Annotated in this window: 16 protein-coding genes; 7 read left to right on the top strand and 9 right to left on the bottom strand. The window is 42.9% G+C overall.

Annotated elements, in window-relative coordinates:
* Position 1: 1 nt before the first annotated feature.
* From ACQ76V_RS06340 to ACQ76V_RS06330, 3 genes are all read right to left on the bottom strand, one after another.
* Positions 2 to 619 (bottom strand): DUF6992 family protein, encoded by a 618-nt coding sequence (locus ACQ76V_RS06340; RefSeq protein ID WP_440999646.1) that lies wholly within the window; start codon positions 617 to 619, stop codon positions 2 to 4.
* A gap of 4 nt (positions 620 to 623) precedes the next feature.
* Positions 624 to 1,298: a ligase-associated DNA damage response endonuclease PdeM gene (pdeM, locus tag ACQ76V_RS06335; RefSeq protein WP_440999645.1), complete on the bottom strand. Its 675-nt coding sequence runs from the start codon at positions 1,296 to 1,298 to the stop codon at positions 624 to 626.
* Between the two features lie 112 nt (positions 1,299 to 1,410).
* Positions 1,411 to 3,873, bottom strand: a complete 2,463-nt coding sequence (locus ACQ76V_RS06330) for a ligase-associated DNA damage response DEXH box helicase (RefSeq protein WP_440999644.1) — start codon at positions 3,871 to 3,873, stop codon at positions 1,411 to 1,413.
* A 157-nt stretch (positions 3,874 to 4,030) separates the two neighbouring features.
* Here ACQ76V_RS06330 and acs point away from each other — a divergent pair, with 157 nt between their 5' ends.
* Entirely contained in the window at positions 4,031 to 5,929 is a 1,899-nt protein-coding gene (gene acs, locus ACQ76V_RS06325; RefSeq protein WP_440999643.1) for an acetate--CoA ligase, read from the top strand.
* Between the two features lie 54 nt (positions 5,930 to 5,983).
* On the opposite strand, the gene ACQ76V_RS06320 is transcribed toward acs, so the two are convergent.
* Both ACQ76V_RS06320 and ACQ76V_RS06315 read right to left on the bottom strand, forming a co-directional pair.
* Positions 5,984 to 6,445, bottom strand: a complete 462-nt coding sequence (locus tag ACQ76V_RS06320) for a hypothetical protein (protein WP_440999642.1) — start codon at positions 6,443 to 6,445, stop codon at positions 5,984 to 5,986.
* A 311-nt stretch (positions 6,446 to 6,756) separates the two neighbouring features.
* Positions 6,757 to 7,971 carry an alanine dehydrogenase gene (locus ACQ76V_RS06315; RefSeq protein WP_440999641.1) on the bottom strand — a complete coding sequence of 405 codons (1,215 nt, stop codon included), beginning with the start codon at positions 7,969 to 7,971 and terminating at the stop codon, positions 6,757 to 6,759.
* Positions 7,972 to 8,156: 185 nt separating this feature from the next.
* Between ACQ76V_RS06315 and rsmA the strand changes: the two genes are divergently transcribed.
* From rsmA to ACQ76V_RS06290, 5 genes are all read left to right on the top strand, one after another.
* Positions 8,157 to 8,933, top strand: a complete 777-nt coding sequence (gene rsmA / locus ACQ76V_RS06310; protein WP_440999640.1) for a 16S rRNA (adenine(1518)-N(6)/adenine(1519)-N(6))-dimethyltransferase RsmA — start codon at positions 8,157 to 8,159, stop codon at positions 8,931 to 8,933.
* A 257-nt stretch (positions 8,934 to 9,190) separates the two neighbouring features.
* Positions 9,191 to 9,484, top strand: coding sequence for a co-chaperone GroES (gene groES / locus ACQ76V_RS06305; RefSeq protein WP_440999639.1), 294 nt, complete (start codon positions 9,191 to 9,193; stop codon positions 9,482 to 9,484).
* A gap of 56 nt (positions 9,485 to 9,540) precedes the next feature.
* Positions 9,541 to 11,229: a chaperonin GroEL gene (gene groL, locus ACQ76V_RS06300; protein WP_440999638.1), complete on the top strand. Its 1,689-nt coding sequence runs from the start codon at positions 9,541 to 9,543 to the stop codon at positions 11,227 to 11,229.
* Positions 11,230 to 11,375: 146 nt separating this feature from the next.
* Positions 11,376 to 13,244, top strand: coding sequence for an outer membrane protein assembly factor BamB family protein (locus ACQ76V_RS06295; RefSeq protein ID WP_440999637.1), 1,869 nt, complete (start codon positions 11,376 to 11,378; stop codon positions 13,242 to 13,244).
* 203 nt (positions 13,245 to 13,447) lie between these two features.
* Positions 13,448 to 15,259 carry a sodium:solute symporter family protein gene (locus ACQ76V_RS06290; protein ID WP_440999636.1) on the top strand — a complete coding sequence of 604 codons (1,812 nt, stop codon included), beginning with the start codon at positions 13,448 to 13,450 and terminating at the stop codon, positions 15,257 to 15,259.
* A gap of 187 nt (positions 15,260 to 15,446) precedes the next feature.
* On the opposite strand, the gene ACQ76V_RS06285 is transcribed toward ACQ76V_RS06290, so the two are convergent.
* Positions 15,447 to 16,400 carry a DNA-3-methyladenine glycosylase family protein gene (locus ACQ76V_RS06285; RefSeq protein WP_440999635.1) on the bottom strand — a complete coding sequence of 318 codons (954 nt, stop codon included), beginning with the start codon at positions 16,398 to 16,400 and terminating at the stop codon, positions 15,447 to 15,449.
* Between the two features lie 149 nt (positions 16,401 to 16,549).
* Between ACQ76V_RS06285 and ACQ76V_RS06280 the strand changes: the two genes are divergently transcribed.
* Positions 16,550 to 17,044: a hypothetical protein gene (locus tag ACQ76V_RS06280; RefSeq protein WP_440999634.1), complete on the top strand. Its 495-nt coding sequence runs from the start codon at positions 16,550 to 16,552 to the stop codon at positions 17,042 to 17,044.
* Between the two features lie 171 nt (positions 17,045 to 17,215).
* Here the strand turns inward: ACQ76V_RS06280 and ACQ76V_RS06275 are convergent, their stop codons facing one another.
* Genes ACQ76V_RS06275 through ACQ76V_RS06265 form a run of 3 tightly spaced genes read right to left on the bottom strand, consistent with a single transcriptional unit; the run spans position 17,216 to position 20,344 of the window.
* Positions 17,216 to 18,934: an ATP-dependent DNA ligase gene (locus ACQ76V_RS06275; RefSeq protein WP_440999633.1), complete on the bottom strand. Its 1,719-nt coding sequence runs from the start codon at positions 18,932 to 18,934 to the stop codon at positions 17,216 to 17,218.
* Entirely contained in the window at positions 18,927 to 19,910 is a 984-nt protein-coding gene (locus ACQ76V_RS06270) for a hypothetical protein (RefSeq protein WP_440999632.1), read from the bottom strand. Before ACQ76V_RS06270 ends, ACQ76V_RS06275 begins: the two co-directional genes overlap by 8 nt.
* Positions 19,907 to 20,344, bottom strand: a complete 438-nt coding sequence (locus ACQ76V_RS06265) for a hypothetical protein (protein ID WP_440999631.1) — start codon at positions 20,342 to 20,344, stop codon at positions 19,907 to 19,909. Before ACQ76V_RS06265 ends, ACQ76V_RS06270 begins: the two co-directional genes overlap by 4 nt.
* Positions 20,345 to 20,351: the final 7 nt, after the last annotated feature.

Here is a 20,351-nt window from a genome sequence, read left to right as displayed (position 1 = left end):
TTTAGAACGGAACGGTTACCGATAATTGGGTACCCTGAATAGATACAGTTTCCATAATCGTATTTAGCTTTTCGTTATTAGCTCGATTTAGGAAATAGAGGGTAGAATCAAATAATAGCAGAAAGCCTCCCTGAATAATTAGAGATTGTCCGTACCCAACAAAACGATCATTTGATTTACGAAGCCCTCGTTCCCACAAAAATCCACCGGTAGCTATGTAGGCAACATTTAATCCCATATTCAAAAATAGAATACGCTCAATGGAGTGTGCTTCGTTGAGACTTTGGGCCAATGAAAATGAGGTTGGATCAGCCTGCCCGTATTGATAAAGAGCACCACCCGCGATAGCAAGGTTTACCAGATTCCAGCCTACATTCATTTGATGCAAATATTTCGTGCTTCCACTGCTCTTGAAGTATCCCATAGAACTTACCGCAATATTGGATAAAGCCCATCCTGATAGCACATACATTCCTTTTGTATTTAGATTTATGCGTTGCTGGTTGAAGGTAGTGAGGGAATCCGTCAGATGCTGGGCAGTACTGTTATCAGAGAAAAGAAAAAAGAATGAAGCGAAGAATATCAGAAGATAAAAAAGCTTTTCGGCTAATTTATTCATTGCATCAGGATTTTAAATCGTTGTGTGATATGATCTTGGAATCTGCTATTATAAAAATATCATCGCTTTCTGTTGGTTCAATAACATGTGTACCCGTAAATTCTCCGAAAGCTGGTAGAATTCCATATTCTTTAGCAAAATTAAAGCAGGGTAATTTCATAGATTGACGTCCCTGACCTTTTAGTTGTACAGCCGGATGGATATGACCACTTAAAACATAATTGTTACTTTTTTTTAAATCGGGATATTCTGAAATATCATGGATTATGGTGAACGGATCATAAGATAATTTTTTAAAAACATTGATTATTCCAGAATGGTATTTTTCGGAGCTCAAAATATCATGATTCCCAACAACCAAGCTAACTTCAAGTTGTCGATATCTTTTCCGCCACCTAACAAATTGGTCCCATTCTTTATTCAGATCACTGTGAAATAGATCACCTAAAATAATTAGATGCTCGGGAGAGATTTTATCCAAAATTGAATCGAGCTGCTGGAGGTTGGATTGGGCGACCTGGTTGGGTACTGGGATGCCGTTCTTTCGAAAATGGCCTGTTTTTCCAATGTGAAGGTCTGCTACAAAAAGCGTTTTCTTTTTTTGCCAATAGAGGGCCTTTTGAGGTAACAGCCAAAGACGCTGATGTTTTAAGTTAAAAGCACGAGCATTGTTGATCATAGGTGTATAATGCTAATAATTTTGTTGTATGCATAGATACATTGAATATTCAGAAAAGTTACAAAGGAAACATCCTGTTTGAATTTTTCTGTGCAACTCTACAGTTAAAAGTTTAAGTATGTCCTTCGAGCTGAAGTTGCATTTTTTGGATCCGATCCATAAGGTTCTCAGAACTTAATCGCTCTCTAAGTCGATCAACCATAATGGGGAAGGCCAACGGAGTAAAACGGTCTGTTTCTTTTAAGGTAATTTTTTGAGACTGAATTCGCTTTAAGGCTTTCCTCAACCGTACTTCGTCCAGCTGGTACGAAAGCACTTCATCGTAAGCTTGTTGCAGCAAGAGGTTATCCGGTTCATACTGATCGAATACATCAAAAAAGAGTCCGGCTGACGATTGCAAATGACGCCCGGCTTTTTGCTGGCCGGGGAATCCCTTAAAAATGAGTCCGGCAATGTGACAAATGCCTCGAAAGCGACGCTTGGCAAGTTCCGTGTCATTAAGGCTCGAAAAGATATCCTCAACGAGATTTTTATCCGAAAATAGATCTCGGTCCAGTGCTTCCTGTATGGGAATTTCCTTGTCAGATAAAAGCTCAAAACCATAATCATTCATAGCAATGGAAAAAGTGATTGGCGTAAGTTGTGAAATGCGATAGGCGATTAAGGCTGACATCCCCTCGTGAACATAGCGACCCTCAAACGGATAGAAAAAAAGGTGATGTCCTTCGCGGGATGTTGTTTCTTCAATCAATAGTTCGTTTTCATCAGGCAGGGTAGACCAGTCGTTTTGGACAACCAGAATGGGTTGGATGGTCTCCAGTTCGATATCATTGGCAGTTCCATTGATCGCTTGATGCATTTTATGGCGCAATAAGTTGCTCATATTCGAGGACAGCGACATGCGCCCGCTCATCCAGCTGGGGACTTTCGCTTTGGATGTGTTGGCTCGGCGGACGTAGGCTGTCATCTGCTTCGTGCGTACCAGCTCCAAACTTCGTCCGGCAAACCAGAATTTATCACCGGGATTTAGGGATGCAATAAACCACTCCTCGATACTGCCTAAATGTGCTCCTTTTAAATACTTTACACTCATCATGGTGTCACTGGCAATGGTGCCGATTGACATACGATGGCGGCGCTTGATTTTCTTATCAAGAACTTTGTATAACCCATCCTCTTCAATCACTTTTGAGTACTCATCATAAGCCGTCAGTGATTGTCCTCCGGTGGTAATAAAATTCAAAATCCAGTTCCACTCTTTTTGGGTAAGCGTTTGATAGGCAAAGGTGGTTTTAACTTCTTCATAGATTTGATCAGGCGTAAATCCATCCGAAACCGCAAGGGTATTCAAATATTGAATAAGCACATCGTGTGGCTTTAGGATGGGATCGCGGCTTTCAAGTGCGACTTTTTGGGTGGCTGCAGTCTTGAGGGCTGCCGCTTCAATGAGTTCGAGTGCATTGGTTGGCACAAAGTAGATACGACTGGTAGATCCTGGTTGATGTCCACTGCGCCCGGCACGTTGTAAAAATCGCGCAACGCCTTTGGGACTACCCACTTGTATTACTGTTTCAACGGGCGCAAAGTCTACGCCCAGATCTAAACTGGAGGTGCAAACTACAGCTTTGAGTTTTCCTTCATGCAGTGAATTTTCCACCCATCGCCGAATTCTTTTGCTCAGCGATCCGTGATGCAGGGCGATAGTACCGGCCAGTTCGGGTTTAGCTTCTAATAGCTGCTGGAACCAAATTTCGGATTGGGAACGAGTGTTAGTAAAGATAAGTGTGGATCGGCTTTCCTCAATGATTGGCAATACCTTTGGCAGTAATTTCGTACCAAGATGACCCGACCATGGAAATTTTTCTACATCATCAGGTAGCACCGATTGCACCGCTAACTTTTTTTTAACATCAGCTTTAATGATCGCAGAATCCTTTTTGCTGTCATGAGTACCCACCAATACATTATGAGCTTCTTTGAGGTTGCCAATAGTAGCCGAAATACCCCAAATATTTAATTCCGGGCGCAGATGTTTTAGCCGTGATAGCCCAAGTTCCGTCTGTGTTCCCCGTTTTGATCCCAACAGTTCGTGCCATTCGTCAACGACGACCGCATCCAAATCAGAAAAGTAGTTATAGTATCCCTTTTGGGCCATTAGGATATGCAGGCTTTCAGGCGTGGTGATAAGCACCTCGGGCATCTGCTCCTTCAACTGCTGTTTTTTATAGGATGAAACATCGCCGGTACGTCGGTCTATTTGCCAGGGTATATCAAGATCGTCAACTACTGTTTGAAGTGCTTGTTCAATATCTCGAGCTAATGCCCGAAGGGGAGTAATCCACACGAGTTGTAAGCCGTTATCAGCGAGCTCATTATATGTCTCGGGATGTTCGTCAATCCAGTTGATGAGTAGCGGCATATAAAGGGCGTATGTTTTGCCACTGCCAGTGGGAGCATTTAACAACCCGTTTTGACCAGACAAAAAAGCTTCCCAAACTTCTTTTTGATAATCGAATGGTTGCCAGCCGCGATGGTTAAACCATTTTACAATTTTGCGGTAGCCTTTACTTTTCATTAAGGTCGAAATCTTGTTTATTGCTATTCAAGCAAAAAGTATTAACGGAATTGATCGGAGAATAATTTACTTCTTACGATAAGTTTATGATCTGATTAATTTATTTAATATGAGTCTTTTTTTGGGACGAAATACTTATAACTAAAGTCTTACTGCTATGTGGCTAAATATTGAATCATTCGAGGAATATAAGGAAGTGTATAACGAAAGTATTAACGATCCCGAGAAGTTTTGGGAGCACGAAGCGGGGACCTTTTATTGGCGTAAGCGATGGGATGAAACGCATAGCGGAAGCTTTGAGGAGGGAAATGTAAAATGGTTTGAGGGCGGCAAATTAAATATTACGGAGAATTGTCTTGATCGTCATTTAAATACCATCGGTCATAAAACGGCATTTATTTTTGAGCCCAATCATCCTGATTCTTTTCGGCGCACAATTACTTATCGTCAGTTGCATGAGGATGTCTGTCGTTTTGCGAATGTGCTCGAATCTAAAGGCATAGAAAAAGGCGATCGGGTAGCTATTTATATGGCGATGACGCCGGAACTGATGATTGCAGCGCTGGCCTGTGCGCGCATTGGAGCAGTGCACTCAATCGTTTTTGCGGGATTTTCTGCACAGTCGTTGGCCGAGCGCATCCAGGATTGTGATGCTAAAATGTTGATTACCAATGACGGACTGCGTCGAGGGGAGAAGCATGTTCCTTTAAAAGATATTTCGGACGAAGCACTTGAAGAATGTCCAACAGTTGAAAAGGTAATCGTTTGTCAACGTACTAATCGTGAGATCAACTGGGTGGAAGGACGCGATGAATGGTGGCATTTGTTAATTCGAAATGCATCCAAAGAACATGAAGCCGTAGAGATGGATGCTGAAGATCCGCTCTTTATTCTCTATACGTCAGGATCAACGGGTAAGCCCAAGGGGCAAGTGCATACCTGTGGCGGATATATGGTTTATACCAGCTATACTTTCCGTAATGTGTTTCAGGTTGAAGAAGATTCCGTCTACTGGTGTACGGCTGATGCCGGCTGGATTACGGGTCACTCTTACATTTTATATGGTCCTTTGCTGAACGCTGCAACCGGTATCATTTTCGAGGGTACGCCAACTTATCCCGATCCCGGTCGTTTGTGGGAGGTGTGTGAAAAGTATAATGTCACCCATTTCTATACATCACCTACGGCTATCCGCGCGTTGATGAAGGAGGATATTGAATACGTTAACAAGTATGACCTAAGCTCTTTGGAAGTGCTTGGTACTGTGGGTGAGCCGATTAACGAGGAGGCTTGGCACTGGTATCACGACAAGATCGGAAATGGAAAATGTCCGATTGTAGATACCTGGTGGCAGACTGAAACGGGCGGTATCATGATTTCACCGCTTGCCGGGGTAACACCGACGAAGCCCGGATTTGCGACACTGCCACTGCCGGGAGTAGAACCTGCTTTAATGGATGATAATGGACAGGAAATTGAAGGAAATGGCGTGCAAGGTAATTTAGTGATCAAACAGCCATGGCCGGGTATGACGCGAGGAATATGGGGTAATCAGGAACGCTATATGGAAACCTATTTCAAGGATTATCCCGGTTTCTATTTTACGGGTGATGGTTGTCGCCGCGATGAGGAGGGGTACTATCGGATAACTGGACGTGTTGATGATGTACTGAATGTTTCTGGTCATCGATTGGGTACGGCCGAGATTGAGAATGCCATTGATGAGCATCCCAAAGTAGTAGAGGCTGCTATTGTTGGATATCCGCATGATGTAAAAGGAGAAGGTATTTATGCCTTTATGACGTGCGATGATGGTGTTTCTGAACCGGAAACATTTAAAAAGGAAATCAATGACTTGGTCTCCAAAATTATTAGTCCGATTGCCAAACCAGATAAAATTCAGATTGTTGAAGGATTGCCTAAAACAAGATCCGGGAAAATTATGCGTAGAATTCTACGAAAAGTGGCATCCGGTGAAACCGACGATATGGGAGATACATCTACGTTGCTTGACCCCAGCGTGGTAGAAGAAATTATAGGGGGAACGGCCTATTGATTATTGATGAATCCTAATTTGTAAAGGACACATCATTAAGTTGGTGTGTCCTTTTTATATTGATAGTAAAAAGCCAACAACAAAAAGTAAGATACTTGTGACCAGTAGAATCAACCGAAACCGGGTGCGCATCATCATGGGATGAAAAAACAACCCATAGGTTAAGGGTTGATCAACAAGCCAATCATAATAGTGATGACGATGTGCTTCACCGAGCGCCATTGTTACGTGTCCGTGAAGAATGGTAATCATAAATGGGATAGAGAAAAGGCAACATCCTGCATAAATGATAAACTGTTCAATACCTGACAAATTTGCTAAATACCAGTAGGGCCAGGCAAAGAGTACAAAAAAGGGAACGCTCAGCAGCCAATTGATAATACTAATACGTTTAAAATTTTTAGGGCTGAGTTCCCGGTCCATAATAATCTTCTGTCCGATTGTTTGTCTCTGGTTTTTCAGGAGAGCAATTTTTCCAAATATGAATATACCAATAAACAGGTAATGCAATTCCATATCCGGTTAACACAATAGCAATCCAAAGGATTCGCTTTTCATTGTCTAACATAGAATTTTGAATAATATGGACGATGTAAAAAACGAATAATCCGAGCGCAAGGAGTATAATGAAAAATACATAGGGAAGGAGGTAGCTGAGATAGGAGAACAACATCATTGGCATTGCCGGCCCCTGGGAATAGAACATGGAGAAAATATTGAAAACCAAAAGTCCCAAAATACTGATTGCAAATAGTAGGGGAAGAAATGTCAAAATCCCCAGAATGATTTTTGCAGGTTTATTTAAATTCATAGGGTAATTTAAAATGTCAAATTTGACTGGCAATCAGCATTTCAATTTCGCGGTAGGGCATATCAAAAATCTTAGAAAGCGATTTTTTGGTGAGATGTTTTTTATAAACATAGGTACCATTACGGAGTGCTGTATTTGTCCATAAACATTCACGAATTCCACCTGCATCACCGATAGCCAGCAGATAGGGAACAATTACGTTATTCAGAGCATAGGTGGCAGTACGTGCAACATTAGAGGGAATATTGGGAACGCAGTAGTGAATAATATCGTGGTCGACATATGTGGGATTAGAATGCGTAGTAGCCCGACTTGTTGCTATACAACCGCCCTGATCGATTACAGTATCAACAATAACGCCACCCGGCTTCATAGAAGCGACCATTGGTTCGGTGACGAGTACGGGAGCGCGTTCCCCTTCAAACATGGCTGCACCAATGACGACATCAGCATATTGCAGTGCTGAGGATAAATATTGGTAATTTGCGGTAGCAGTAATAATACGACGGTCAAGTGCATTTTCGAGGTGGCGGAGCAGCGCCAAATCATTATCCATCACAAATACCTGGGCCCCGTATCCCAAGGCCGTTCGTGCGGCATATTCTGCCGTGATGCCGCCTCCCAGAATAACAACCGTAGCAGGGGGGATCCCCGATATTCCGCCCAGCATAATACCCTGTCCCCCGTCGGTTTTCTCAAGATAATGTGCTCCAATTTGTACAGACATAGACCCAGTGATTTCGTGCATCATACGAACAATCGGAAACTCTTTATCATCCCCTTTTATGAACTCAAAGCCAATCGCCGTTATATTCTTTTTGATTAAAAGATCAATAAACTCTTCGGTGGTGTTACCAAGATGTAAAGCTGAAAGTAAAGTCTGATCCTGTTGAAGAAGTTCAAATTCAGAGTCGGAGGGTGGGGCAACCTTTACAATCATGTCAGATTTTTTGTACACTTCATCGATACTAAAGGCAATTTCAGCCCCGGCATCAGCAAATTCCTGATCGGTAAAATTGGCTTCTGCTCCGGCATCTTGTTCGATAAAAACTTCGTGCCCATTGGCTCTGAGTACAGAAACACCGCCCGGGGTCAAACAAATTCGTCGTTCGTCGTTGGAGACCTCCTTTGGTAACCCTATCTTTAAAGAGATATTGGATTCTGATTTCATCAGGCGCTTTTCCAGCGTCTGTATTCCAATTTGTTCTGTTTCCAGGGGATTAATATCCATATTAGACTGTTTGGTATAAGTATTAACGGTTAATTTAATCTACCTGTTGACGCTAAGCAAAAAGACAATTTAAGCCTACATCTTCTATTTAGACCCACAGGGTTTGACAAAGGTTTCCAAATGTATTGAAACAGTAATTCTGTGAGAAATCCTATGGGGCTGAACGTATTAAATATTTTTTATTAATGAGTATTAGACCAAAGAAAAGTTTAGGACAGCATTTTTTGACCGACGAAAATATTATTGAAAAAATAGCAGATGCTATTCCTGCAAAAAAGGGGGACCGAGTTATCGAGATTGGTCCTGGTACTGGTGCATTGACGGGAGCATTGCTCGATCGTTTTGAAGATGTAGTGGCCGTGGAATTAGATCAGCGGGCGATAGAAGTGCTTGAGCAAAAGTTTGATGGATTGGAAATTCATCACGAAAATGTGTTGGAGGTCAATTGGGAAGAGCTATCAATCGGTAAAGAAAAAACCCATGCCGTAGGGAATCTACCTTATTATATTACCAGCCAGATTTTGTTTTCGCTCCTTGAAAATCGGCACTTGCTGGCTGATGCTATGCTGATGATGCAAAAAGAAGTGGCCGAGCGATTGGTGGCTGAGATCAGAACGAAAGATTATGGAATTTTGAGTGTACAGACACAGCTGATGTGTACGCCCGAAATTTTGTTCCCTGTTTCGCGCCACTGTTTTAGTCCACAGCCAAATGTAGAAAGTGCCATCGTAAAATTAACTTTTGACAAAGGAGTGCTTAATTGCTCGGATGAGAACTTGAAGACAGTTGTTCGGACCGCCTTTAATCAGCGCCGAAAAAAGTTAAGTAATGCTCTCAAGCCAGTCGTTAGTAAAGATAAGCAGCCCAAAGGGTTCGACTTTGACAAACGCGCTGAGGCTTGGATGCCATCCGAATATGAAAAGTTGACAGCACGACTTGTGGAAGATGGCATTTTGACCTGAAATTTCGACCACCCTTTTCTTGGTTCTCATATCTCGAATAATAAAAATGTTGGTATTTTGCGATTTTAAGGCTTCTGATAGGGATCGCAAGATAAAAAGTCATTTCTCTTAGAGTTTGGTATGGTACTTGCTCATCTATAACCCTGTTGAAATTGACGTGATTTCAAACAGAAGATTTTCAAAAGTATTTACAGCAATCTTGCTGCATTCAAGAATTTCAAATTTCAACTAATAACTTAAAATTAGGAGTCATACTTATGGCTAAATCTAAAATTAAACCGTTAAGCGATCGTGTTTTGGTTCAGCCGAAACCTGCGGAAGAGAAGACTGAATCTGGAATTATTATTCCTGATTCTGCTAAAGAAAAACCACAGGAAGGAACTGTTGTTGCTGCAGGTCCCGGCAAAGTAGAAAACGGAAACAAGATTGATATGTCGGTTGCAGAAGGCGACAAGGTGCTTTATGGAAAGTATTCTGGCACTGAAGTAACGCTGGATGGTGAAGAGTATCTGATCATGAGAGAATCCGACATTCTTGGAATCGTTGACTAACGTAATTCTTTCTACATTTTTTCAAACAAAAACTCAAAAAAATTAAATAGGCAATTATGTCTGCAAAATTAGTTCATTACGATATGGAAGCGCGCGATGCTCTCAAGCAGGGCGTTGACAAGCTTGCGAATGCTGTCAAGGTTACGCTTGGGCCGCGCGGTCGAAACGTAGTAATCGAAAAATCATTTGGCGCACCAACGGTTACAAAAGATGGTGTTACAGTAGCCAAGGAAATTGAGCTGTCCAACAAACGACAAAATATGGGCGCTCAAATGGTTAAGGAAGTTGCTTCCAAAACCAGTGATAATGCCGGTGACGGTACAACGACTGCTACTGTTCTTGCACAATCCATCATTCAAACCGGTTTGAAGAATGTTACAGCCGGTGCTAACCCGATGGAATTAAAGCGCGGCATTGACATAGCAGTTAAAGCTATTGTCGAGGAGCTTCGCAAAAACAGTCAACCTGTTGGTGACAGCCTTGAAAGTATTAAGCAAATTGGTACTATTTCGGCCAACGGTGATGAAGAAATTGGCCAGAACATTGCGGATGCAATGGAAAAGGTTGGGCAAGATGGTGTTATCACTGTTGAAGAAGCCAAAGGTACCGAAACCTATCTTGAAACGGTAGAAGGTATGCAGTTCGACCGCGGATATCTGTCACCTTATTTTGTGACTGATTCCGAAAATATGGTCGCTGAGATGGAAGAACCGTATATCCTGATCTTCGATAAGAAGATTAGCAACATGAAGGATCTTCTACCTATCCTTGAAAAAGTTATACAAACTGGTAAGCCGCTGCTTATTATCGCCGAAGATATTGAAGGCGAAGCTCTGGCGACATTGGTTGTTAACAAGTTGCGTGGATCGCTCAAGATTGCAGCTGTTAAGGCGCCCGGATTTGGCGATCGTCGTAAGCAGATGTTGGAAGACATCGCGATCTTGACGGACGGTACCGTGATCTCTGAAGAGCGTGGATACAAGCTCGAAAATGCTACGCTCGACTTCTTGGGTACTGCCGATCGCGTAAACATCACCAAAGACGATACGACAATTGTTGGCGGTCAAGGAAAAGATGATGATATCAAAGCGCGTGTAAATCAGATTAAAGGACAAATTGAGTCCAGCACATCTGATTATGATCGCGAAAAACTGCAAGAGCGTCTCGCTAAGTTAAGCGGCGGTGTTGCAGTACTCAACATTGGGGCTGCTTCTGAAGTTGAAATGAAAGAGAAGAAAGCTCGTGTTGAAGATGCGCTTCACGCTACTCGTGCCGCTGTTGAAGAAGGTATCGTAGCTGGTGGTGGCGTTGCGCTGCTTCGTGCTCGAAAGGCACTGGATGAGTTAGAAGCTGAAGTACCGGATCAGAAAGTTGGCTTTAATATAGTTCGTCGTGCGCTTGAAGAGCCGCTTCGAATTATTGCCAATAATGCCGGTGCCGAAGGTTCAATCGTTGTACAGAAAGTCCTCGAAGGTGAGGGTGGCTTTGGCTACAACGCTCGTACCGAAAAGTACGAAGACCTTATTGAAGCCGGCGTAATTGATCCTACCAAAGTAACACGCACTGCGCTTGAAAACGCAGCTTCTGTTGCTGGATTGATGTTGACAACGGAAGCACTCATCTCTGATAAGCCTTCTGAAGGCGACGATGATGATGACGGACCTGCTGGCGGCGGTGGAATGCCCGGCGGCGGTATGGGAGGCGGAATGCCCGGCGGAATGGGCGGAATGGGTGGCATGATGTAAGCCAGCCGTTCTTGATTAACCGTCTTTCATAAGACGATTTAAAGCCTCGTCCCTGTTCCGGGACGGGGCTTTTTTATTTGAGCTGTTTTTGACAACCCTTTCGTATTACTTAGTGGAAAATAATATCAAAAAATACGAATAGGATAATGGAATATTTGATTCAGAGAACGGGTAGCAGAGGAATTATAGTACTTATATGTATACTGGGATTTTTTGTTGGTAGTTGTGCCTCTTCACAAAAGGCAACTGTTCCAACTTCGTGGAGTAAGAATATTGATTGGGAAAATTATAAAAGTGCAGAAGTTACTTCTACCGAACACGTCATTATACAGAACGATACGGATATTATTATTTATGATGGTACAACGGGGAAGGAAGTTTTCAGAGATGTCAAAGAGAAAAAAGGGTTATTTGGGCAGTTTGGTGATCAAATAAAAGAACAAGCTATGGGAGGCTTTTCTACAAAAAATGATGTGGAAATTAAGTACTGGCATTATACGCTTCCTGATTCAAAAGTGTTGTTGCTGTTCGATCGTTCTGATGATGAGGGGGGCATGAGAAGTATTGACTTGGATTCAGGAAGGGAGCTTTGGGTTAATCACCATTTGAAATGGAATCTTGAAGAATATCATAATCTTGCGGAAGGTATTACGAGTTTAGCCGTCAAGTTATCAGTGGGAAGTGGCGCTACGGCGGGGATAGCTTCTGAAGTGCTACTGCAGACAAGGGCCATTCAAAGTATGATTACAGAAGTGCCTGAAAAGGATGCCTTTTTGTTTAGAACAGCCGATGGTACTTTGCATTTACTTGATTCCAAAAGCGGGCATTTGCTCTGGCAAACTGATCAGTTTAGCAGTACTGGAATAGCTGCTGTTCAATACTTGAAGGAAAGTGATGATTTGTTAATGGCTGGAGATATGGGAAACCTGAAAGATGTACTCAAGACGGTAGATTCGGATGAAACTGTAAAGCAGTTATATCGGATTGATGCCGGGAGCGGAGAGCTGAAATGGTCCTCAAAATATAAAGGACGTGAAGATCAAATAGAAAGTTTGGAGCTACACGACCAATTGGCGTTACTCTATTTTAGTGGTGGATCACTGGAATTTTTTGATCTGGAAAATGGAAACCGTCTGTTTGGAACCCGTGATGAATTTGGAATGGGGGATACCAAGGTGGCCAGTGCGGTATCATCTACCAACACCCTGGAAACAGCCGAAACGGCTATGCCACTTGTTGATGGGAATAAGGTATATGCGGTTAACCCAACGGGTGAGGTTAATTCCTTTGCCCTGGATGATAAAGTGGTTTCCAAGTTTAATGTTACAACCGGAGAGCTCCTGTGGACGTCACCGGTTCTCGAAAAGGCGCCTGATGTTCATGATATCCATCTAACTGATAAGTCGGTCATTATAACGATTCCAGGTGGAGGTAACGTTGTAGGTGGATCAAAACAACCCGGTTTTTATGCTTTCGAGAAGGAAACAGGCAAGCATGCTTGGCATTTCGGCAAGCAGCTGGACAAGAATTATACTCCAAACATACTCCTGGATGGAAATAATATCTGGACAGGAGCCGATAATGCTCTATACAAGGTGAGTATGGAAAATGGAGAATTGATATGGAATCATAAGTTTGATGATTATGATATTGGCAATATCAATGAAATTTATAAAACGTCCGGCAACGAATTTGCCCTCATCGGAGCAAAGAATTTGGCTGTGGTAAACAGTGCAGTACCTGACTCGCTCTTTCAGGGTGATATTGATGGGCGCGTAAGAAGCTGGACCGGTAATGAAGAAAGAATATTTGTTAAAAGTGAGAAAGTTCTTTCAAGTCGTGAAAAGTTGTATGTTTTCGATTTAGATAGTACTAAACTTATTACAGATTTCACCTTAAAAGAACTCGATAAAAATATTTACGGAGACTTGTATGCTCGTGGGTTTATACCCGTCGATGATTTTAGAAAGGTATTAATCATTGATGAAGGTGGAATTAGAGCTTATCAGTTGTAAGAAAAACATTAGCAGAAAGAAATATAGTAGGTCCCCGTTCGATAGATGGGGACTTTTTTATTTCAATAAGGGTGTGTGATTTTCTAACGGTTATACTTTAGATGTGCAAATGGAAAATATTTTTAAATGACGTTGAGCCTCTTAATAAAATTACGTTTGTTAGAGATCTTTAGAATAATCAATCGTAATATTATCAAACAACCATGATTCTTGCACCCATTGACTGGGCCATTATTGGAGCTTATTTAATCTTTTCGTTGCTGATTGGTGTTTGGGTGATGCGTAAGGCCGGTAAAAATTCCGAGCAATTTTTTGCCGCGGGAAAGAATATGCCCTGGTGGTTACTGGGGATTTCGATGGTAGCCACGACTTTTTCAACCGATACACCCAACCTTGTTTCTAATATCGTGCGTACCGATGGCGTAGCTGGAAACTGGGTGTGGTGGGCGTTTTTGCTTACCGGGATGTTGACTGTTTTTGTATATGCGAATTTATGGAAGCGCTCCGGGGTACTTACCGATGTAGAGTTTTACGAGCTTCGCTACAGCGGTAAAATGGCTGCTTTTTTACGTGGATTCCGTGCTGTTTACCTTGGTTTTATTTTTAATGTGGTAGTAATGGCTACGGTATCGCTGGCGGCTATTAAAATTAGCGGTGTACTTATGGGACTGACGCCCGTAGAAACTGTGGTGATTGCCGGTATCGTCACTGTTATTTACAGTTCTTTAGGCGGTTTGCGCGGGGTTTTACTCACGGACTTTTTCCAGTTTTTTCTGGCTCTCGGGGGGAGTTTGATTGCAGCTTATGTAGCCCTCAATCATCCCGAAGTTGGTGGATTGAGTGGGCTTTTGGAGCATAAAGAAGTTGTGAGTAAATTAAATATACTTCCCGATTTTTCTGATCCCTCACAGGCTATCGGCATATTTATCATTCCGTTGGTCATTCAGTGGTGGAGTGTCTATTATCCCGGTGCGGAACCGGGCGGCGGCGGATATATCGCCCAGCGTATGTTTGCGGCCAAAGATGAAAATAACTCTATTGCAGCGGTGTTCTTTTTTAATGCCGCCCATTATGCTTTGCGTCCCTGGCCATGGATTATCGTGGGTTTATGCTCGATTATTGTCTTTCCGGAAGTGGCTGATTTAAAAAATGCCTTCCCTGATGCATCGGGGGTAGCTGATCATGATATGGGTTATCCGGCGATGCTTACTTTTATTCCTACAGGCTGGTTGGGATTGGTAGTGGCATCTCTCACGGCAGCCTACATGTCCACTATTTCTACGCATCTCAATTGGGGATCATCGTACTTGGTGAATGATTTTTATAAACGATTCATCCGTCCCGAAAGCTCGGAAAAAGAGCTTGTGATGGTGGGTCGTATTTCTACGGTTATTCTGATGATTGTCGCCGGTGCTCTTGCATTATTACTGAGAAATGCACTCGATAGTTTTCAAATTATCCTTCAAATAGGTGCGGGGACAGGATTACTCTTTATCCTTCGTTGGTTTTGGTGGCGTATTAATGCGGGAAGTGAAATCGCAGCTATGTTTATCGCTTTTGCGGTTGCCCTCTATTTTCAGTTTGGGCATCCCTATACCGGTCTACCGGAGGTTACGGGATGGCAAGAACTTATTATCGGTGTAATTGTCACAACTATAGGATGGGTAGGAGTAACATTTGCTACCCGTCCCACGGATAAAGAAACGTTGATCAACTTTTGTAAAGTAGCGCGTCCGGGTGGACCCGGGTGGCAAACTGTTATCAACAAAGCTCGTGCTGAGGATAAAGAGGTAGAACCGTTAGAAGATGAAGCATGGCGCGTGCCTCAGGGATTGCTCTGTATGGTGTTGGGATGCATTGCTGTATACGGCGCGCTCTTTGCCACCGGATATTGGATATACGGCAAATGGATTCTGGCCTCTGTAATTACGGTTGTAGCCCTTGTTGCTTCGGGATTTTTGTTTAAAGCCTGGCGTAAGCTGATCGATATTCAGCCGGAAGAGGATCTGTACTGATGAATCGATATTCTGAATTAAATATCGACGTTTAGGTTATGATAATTCGAAATGGATTGTTTATCTAATGCGCTACGCAGTAGAGATACGAAACAAAACTAACATCTTTCCTTATTGTATTATGCTGAACTTTTATCAGAACCTGCTATATAAGATCCCGAAACAAGTTGGAATGACATAGACCAATTTAACGGTTCTGCTTTTTTTCTTTCTCGCTCATCACCCAATCGATGAATAAAAATTCGAGTCCGGCCGCTTCGTAGCCTTCCCAGTTTTTGATCATCTGCTGAAATTCATTTTCCGAGGTGTTGTCGGGATCCCCGCCATAGTTGAGGATAATCCACCGACGATGTCCTTTTTCTTTGCCTTTGTTTTTGTTGCTGGGAAAGACGGCATCGGGACGTTCACGAAACAGCATTAACTGCTGAGCAGAGGTTGGGCCTATGCCGCGTACATTTGAAATCGTATTGTAAAATTCGTCTGGCGGACACGTTTCCAGGTGGCGCAGATCTTGTTCACCGGAAAGCAGATCCTCGGCAAAGCCGATGATAAATTCTCCCTTTCGCTTAGTGGGCCCGGGATCGAGCTGACGAATACTCATTGGGGTGGCTTTAATGAGCTGATGCGGTCGCGGCCAGGCCGGGATATTTTCACCTCCTGTGTTGATAAGTGAACCGTAACTTTTGCGCACATTGTAGACCATCTTTTTGGCCGTCGGTTTATGCGAAAGCCGCATCTGGATGATACGGTTAATGGTATCTTCAAAAAGGGTAGCGCGGGCCATCCGCTTGAATCCATAATACTCGGTAAGCAAAGGACCCAACACCGGATCGTCTTTAGCTTGATCATATAAGGGGCGCAGGTCAATGTTGGTGCCGAAAATGCGTGCTAAGCTTTTGTTGGCTTCTTCAATTTCGTTGGCGCTAAGCGACTCATCACTTTCAAAGTGAAATTGGGGGTTTTCCGGATCCCCATTGAAAAAGGAGGTCACAAGTATATCCCGATCTTCTAAGGGAATAGGGCGGGTGAATCCTTCTTCAAAGACCTTTTCGGGATCGTGTTCGTGATCGAAATACTGGTCAATATCCAGGCATAAAAACCAGTCGTGGGGTGGTGTTGATGGTAGCGTCCAGTTACTCATGAAAGCGTGAAGTAAAGAATTAATGTTAAGTGGAACAAAAAAATGCAACTATTTTTTCGATCATTCCTTGAAGTGGATAGGTTTTTTGACACTTTGGAAATTAATCATCTTTTTAAGGGAAACAATACATTCTAACAAGAGAAGATATTATGAAGATGAAAATCACGAGTATTTTAATAGTTGGGTTGTTAATGATAAGCTGTGGCAGTAGTTCAGTTTACCAATTGCCGGATGCACAACAGAAAGGGTTAACATATCAAACGTATCAGGAGTCTCCGGATGAGGTTTTTGGTACGGTAAATGAGGTTCTTGAGAGTAATGCTTTCGATATTCTGATGGATCAGGCTTGGGAAATAGAATCGTCTGATGAACAGGCACATACCCTGGAAACCGGCTGGAGAGAAACCGGTGGGTCCGGATCAGTAAGCGGTGGACGTGTTGCAGGATCCAGTAGTGACGAACGAATGCGGATGAAAGTCAATATTAGCGATGAAGGCTCTGGTTCCAAGGTTTCTATTCGACTTCAAAAACAGGTTAAGATGTCGGAATGGCGAACCTTCGATGTCAAGAAAAAAGCAGTGCAGGATTACATTCAGCCTGTTTTTACTGAGCTTGAAGAACAGGGATTGACAAAGCAGAATTAGCATTTCAGCTACTTAATCAGCACTAATTTAGAGATCATACTGCAAGGGAGGAATGGTTTCCTCGCAGTATGATCTTAATTTTTTGGGACTCTACAAAGGCTTGGGTTGAACTCGGCCGAATTGCAGTTGCTATTTATTTAAAAATAGCAACTGCAATTCCATCAGTATTTTTTATTTTGGGAAATGAAACGACGGATTTTCGCGTTGTTTCAACCGTTCGCGATCTATTTTCTGTTGATACATCTGTTCCACATCCTTTAAGGTATCAGCATCTTTTGGATCCAAATCCCAGCGAATGGTCTTAAAACGAGGAAGACGCAGCGAATAATTAGCCTTGGTCCGCTTATTTACCTGGATATCATCAAACTCGAGTTCAATGACAATTTCAGGGATAAGCCCCAGCGTAGGACCGTATTTTTCGACAGTCAGATCTTTGATGCGCTTGTTCAGTCGCTTCATCGCCTCATCGGTATACCCCCCATATGCTTTTCCAATGGGTATGAACTCTTCTTCATAACGCTCATCTTCAGCTACTCGAATACCCAGCGTAAAATCCGAATAATAGCCTCCCCGTTTTCCCGAACCGGCATGAGCATACATCATTACCGTATCAAGCGTACCACCCGGTTTTTTGACTTTGAGCCACGATTTGCGGCGCTGTCCATATTCGTAAGTGCTGTCAGCTTTTTTGAGCATCAATCCCTCATTGCCGTGAGCCAGGGCTCGTTTAAAAAGTTCATCAACATGATCATGGTCCTGCACCGTAAATTGGTTGGTGATTGGTAGTTCATGTTTATTGGAAAGCTGTTCCAGAAGCTGTCGCCGTTGTGTAAGGGAGTGCTCAAAAATGGGATTAGTATCATGAAAAAGAAGGTCATAGGAAATGAATAAAACGGGGAATTTTTTCAGAATCTTTTTCCCCGGATTTTTTCGTCCCATGCGCTTTTGAAGCAGTTGAAAAGGCAGAATCTCATCGTCTTTATAGACACATATTTCACCGTCAAAAACGACATCAGGCAAGTCTTTTTTCAAGAAAAACCGCACAATTTCAGGGAAAGAATGCGTAATATCGTTGAGATCGCGAGAATACAATTTAACCTGCTGTCCGCTAATGTGGGCCTGAGCCCGCATGCCGTCGAATTTTTCCTCGGCGATGTATTGATCCACGTTTTCCACTGTGCAACTTTCGATAGGTGATGCCAACATAAATGACAGCGGATGAAAGAGCTTGAAGTTTGCCTCATCAAGGTTGTTATTCTTACAGAGTAGAGCTGTTTTGCCAATACTACCGGTAATCATATGGACATAACGAACGTCATCCATATTTTTGCCAAAAGCTTTGGCCAGTGCAGAAACAACACTTTTGGTTTCGAAGCCGATACGCAGCGATCCCCGCGTCATGATTCGGATGAAGAACTTGATTTCGAGTGGAGTCATCTGCTTCCAGGCCCTGCGAAGAATACGTTGCTTGTCAGCACGGGAGGAAACCTGATAGATCTCTTGGTAAATGGATTCAATCTCTTGGAGCATGAGCTTGCCAGGTTCACACTTTTCGCGTGCAGCTTCAATGTTGTGCATTAGCTTTTCGATAGCTTCGGAGGCACTACCTAATGCTGTTTTGCACGGTTTAAATACTTTTTCGTAATCGATTTCGCAGAACTCGGCGGCGCAGGTTGAATAGGTTCTGCTCCCGATCGTTGCGAGTTTCCCCGAAATAGATGAAAAAGCACCCTCTCCTAAAAAACGAGCAGCTAATTGCAACTCTTTATCGCTATTGAGGCCCTTAAAATACTTTGCACATAACGATATTTTGGCATTTGTACTACGGGTTTCATTGATTTGTTGAGCCGTCTCAGATAAGTGGCGGAATGTACTTTGGGAATCAGTCATCTTCTTCGACCTCCATATCTAAAAATCGGGAGCAAATATTCCGTTGCTCCAAATAATGTTGAACGACATCGGCGTTGGGAGTATGTGTAATATGAACCATTTGAGGATTTAATGATTCACAAAGATGAATCAGCTCAAAAAAGTCGAGGTGATCAGAAAGGGGTATTAGTTTATGGACGGTTAGTTGACTTCGAGCAGCATCTCGCGTGGCCCATCCCGAGCAGTAGGCGATGCGTTTTTCGCGGATGTTAGATGCAAAGCCGTTATTCAAGGCTGAATTTGTGGTAATCAAAATCTTACCTTCACAGGTGTTGCGATCGTAAGGCTCGTAGTCACCCAGGTCAATTCCTGCTTCTTCATATACATCACAAAGCTTATAGCCTGCACCGTGTATTTGCACTTTGTGTTCCAGTGGTGCCAACAAGTGCATCACTTCTTGCGCTTTACCAAGATTATATGCCAGAAAAACCGGCGTTGCCTCATCATCCAATGTTTGTTGTGCAAATGACCGAATTTCCTGTCCGAGGTTTTCGTGGGTATCCCATTTGTAAATGGGCAATGAAAAGGTGGCTTCGGTAATAAAATGATCGACCTGCTCGGGAATGGAAAATCCCTCTGAAGCGGGAGACGGGGGCGTGCGGTAGTCTCCGGTATAGAGGACAGAACCTTCATCAGATTCTACATATACCATCGCTGATCCCAAAATGTGTCCTGCCGGGTAGAGTGTAATACGTGCCTCGTCTGTTTCTATGGATTCCCCAAACTCTAAGACGGTTGCGCTGCCTTTATAGCCCCGACGCCGCATCAATTTAAGGGTATTGGAGGTGCAGTAGACGCTGCTTTGCCGGTTGCGTGGCATGTGATCAGCATGGGCATGCGAAATAAAGGTGTGTTGTGTGTCGGTACCGCTGTAATCGAAACCGAGGTTCAAATCCGGAAGCAGAATACCGTGATATCCCGCTTTAGTGATGTTCATGAAAGTGGTTGTCGTGTTATTACGAAGTATGCGAGCAATAATAACGCAAACCCGACTGCCACCATTATGGCACCACTTCTTTTAATAATTTCCGTTAGCTGAGTACTGCTTTTGATGAGTTTGCGATTTTGCTCCCAGCGGATCAATTGAAGACCGCCAATGTATACAACCAATAAACTCCAAATACTAAACAGAAGTTCGATCCAAGAGAAGGGAAAAAATGACAAAACAAGTCCCGGCAGGATAAAAAGGAACAGATATTTGAGAATTCGGATGAACAAGATGGGCGGCTTTTTATTTTGTGCTGCCTCTTTAAGGTATTGTTCAGCTTGTTCTTTCTTTAAAATGAGGTATCCGCCGCTACCAAACAAAAGAACGGCTGATACTGAGTAGAAGACCGTAAACCATTTTACAGAAAAGTTCGAAAAATCCATGGTTGAA

Origin of the sequence: Fodinibius sp. SL11 (genome assembly GCF_052060035.1) — a bacterium.
GTDB lineage: Bacteria > Bacteroidota > Rhodothermia > Balneolales > Balneolaceae > Fodinibius.
The sequence above is the reverse complement of the archived record's forward strand: the minus strand, read 5'-3'. Positions and strand labels throughout refer to the sequence as shown.

What these genes read in the sequence shown, in the direction of transcription:
- groL (WP_440999638.1), top strand. Translation starts at nt 9,541, where the DNA reads ATGTCTGCAAAATTAGTTCATTACGATATGGAAGCGCGCGATGCTCTC.
- ACQ76V_RS06285 (WP_440999635.1), bottom strand. Translation starts at nt 16,400, where the DNA reads ATGAGTAACTGGACGCTACCATCAACACCACCCCACGACTGGTTTTTA.
- pdeM (WP_440999645.1), bottom strand. Translation starts at nt 1,298, where the DNA reads ATGATCAACAATGCTCGTGCTTTTAACTTAAAACATCAGCGTCTTTGG.
- ACQ76V_RS06295 (WP_440999637.1), top strand. Translation starts at nt 11,376, where the DNA reads ATGGAATATTTGATTCAGAGAACGGGTAGCAGAGGAATTATAGTACTT.
- ACQ76V_RS06290 (WP_440999636.1), top strand. Translation starts at nt 13,448, where the DNA reads ATGATTCTTGCACCCATTGACTGGGCCATTATTGGAGCTTATTTAATC.
- ACQ76V_RS06270 (WP_440999632.1), bottom strand. Translation starts at nt 19,910, where the DNA reads ATGAACATCACTAAAGCGGGATATCACGGTATTCTGCTTCCGGATTTG.
- ACQ76V_RS06340 (WP_440999646.1), bottom strand. Translation starts at nt 619, where the DNA reads ATGAATAAATTAGCCGAAAAGCTTTTTTATCTTCTGATATTCTTCGCT.
- ACQ76V_RS06315 (WP_440999641.1), bottom strand. Translation starts at nt 7,971, where the DNA reads ATGGATATTAATCCCCTGGAAACAGAACAAATTGGAATACAGACGCTG.
- ACQ76V_RS06275 (WP_440999633.1), bottom strand. Translation starts at nt 18,934, where the DNA reads ATGACTGATTCCCAAAGTACATTCCGCCACTTATCTGAGACGGCTCAA.
- ACQ76V_RS06265 (WP_440999631.1), bottom strand. Translation starts at nt 20,344, where the DNA reads ATGGATTTTTCGAACTTTTCTGTAAAATGGTTTACGGTCTTCTACTCA.
- rsmA (WP_440999640.1), top strand. Translation starts at nt 8,157, where the DNA reads ATGAGTATTAGACCAAAGAAAAGTTTAGGACAGCATTTTTTGACCGAC.
- ACQ76V_RS06330 (WP_440999644.1), bottom strand. Translation starts at nt 3,873, where the DNA reads ATGAAAAGTAAAGGCTACCGCAAAATTGTAAAATGGTTTAACCATCGC.
- acs (WP_440999643.1), top strand. Translation starts at nt 4,031, where the DNA reads ATGTGGCTAAATATTGAATCATTCGAGGAATATAAGGAAGTGTATAAC.
- groES (WP_440999639.1), top strand. Translation starts at nt 9,191, where the DNA reads ATGGCTAAATCTAAAATTAAACCGTTAAGCGATCGTGTTTTGGTTCAG.
- ACQ76V_RS06280 (WP_440999634.1), top strand. Translation starts at nt 16,550, where the DNA reads ATGAAGATGAAAATCACGAGTATTTTAATAGTTGGGTTGTTAATGATA.
- ACQ76V_RS06320 (WP_440999642.1), bottom strand. Translation starts at nt 6,445, where the DNA reads ATGGAATTGCATTACCTGTTTATTGGTATATTCATATTTGGAAAAATT.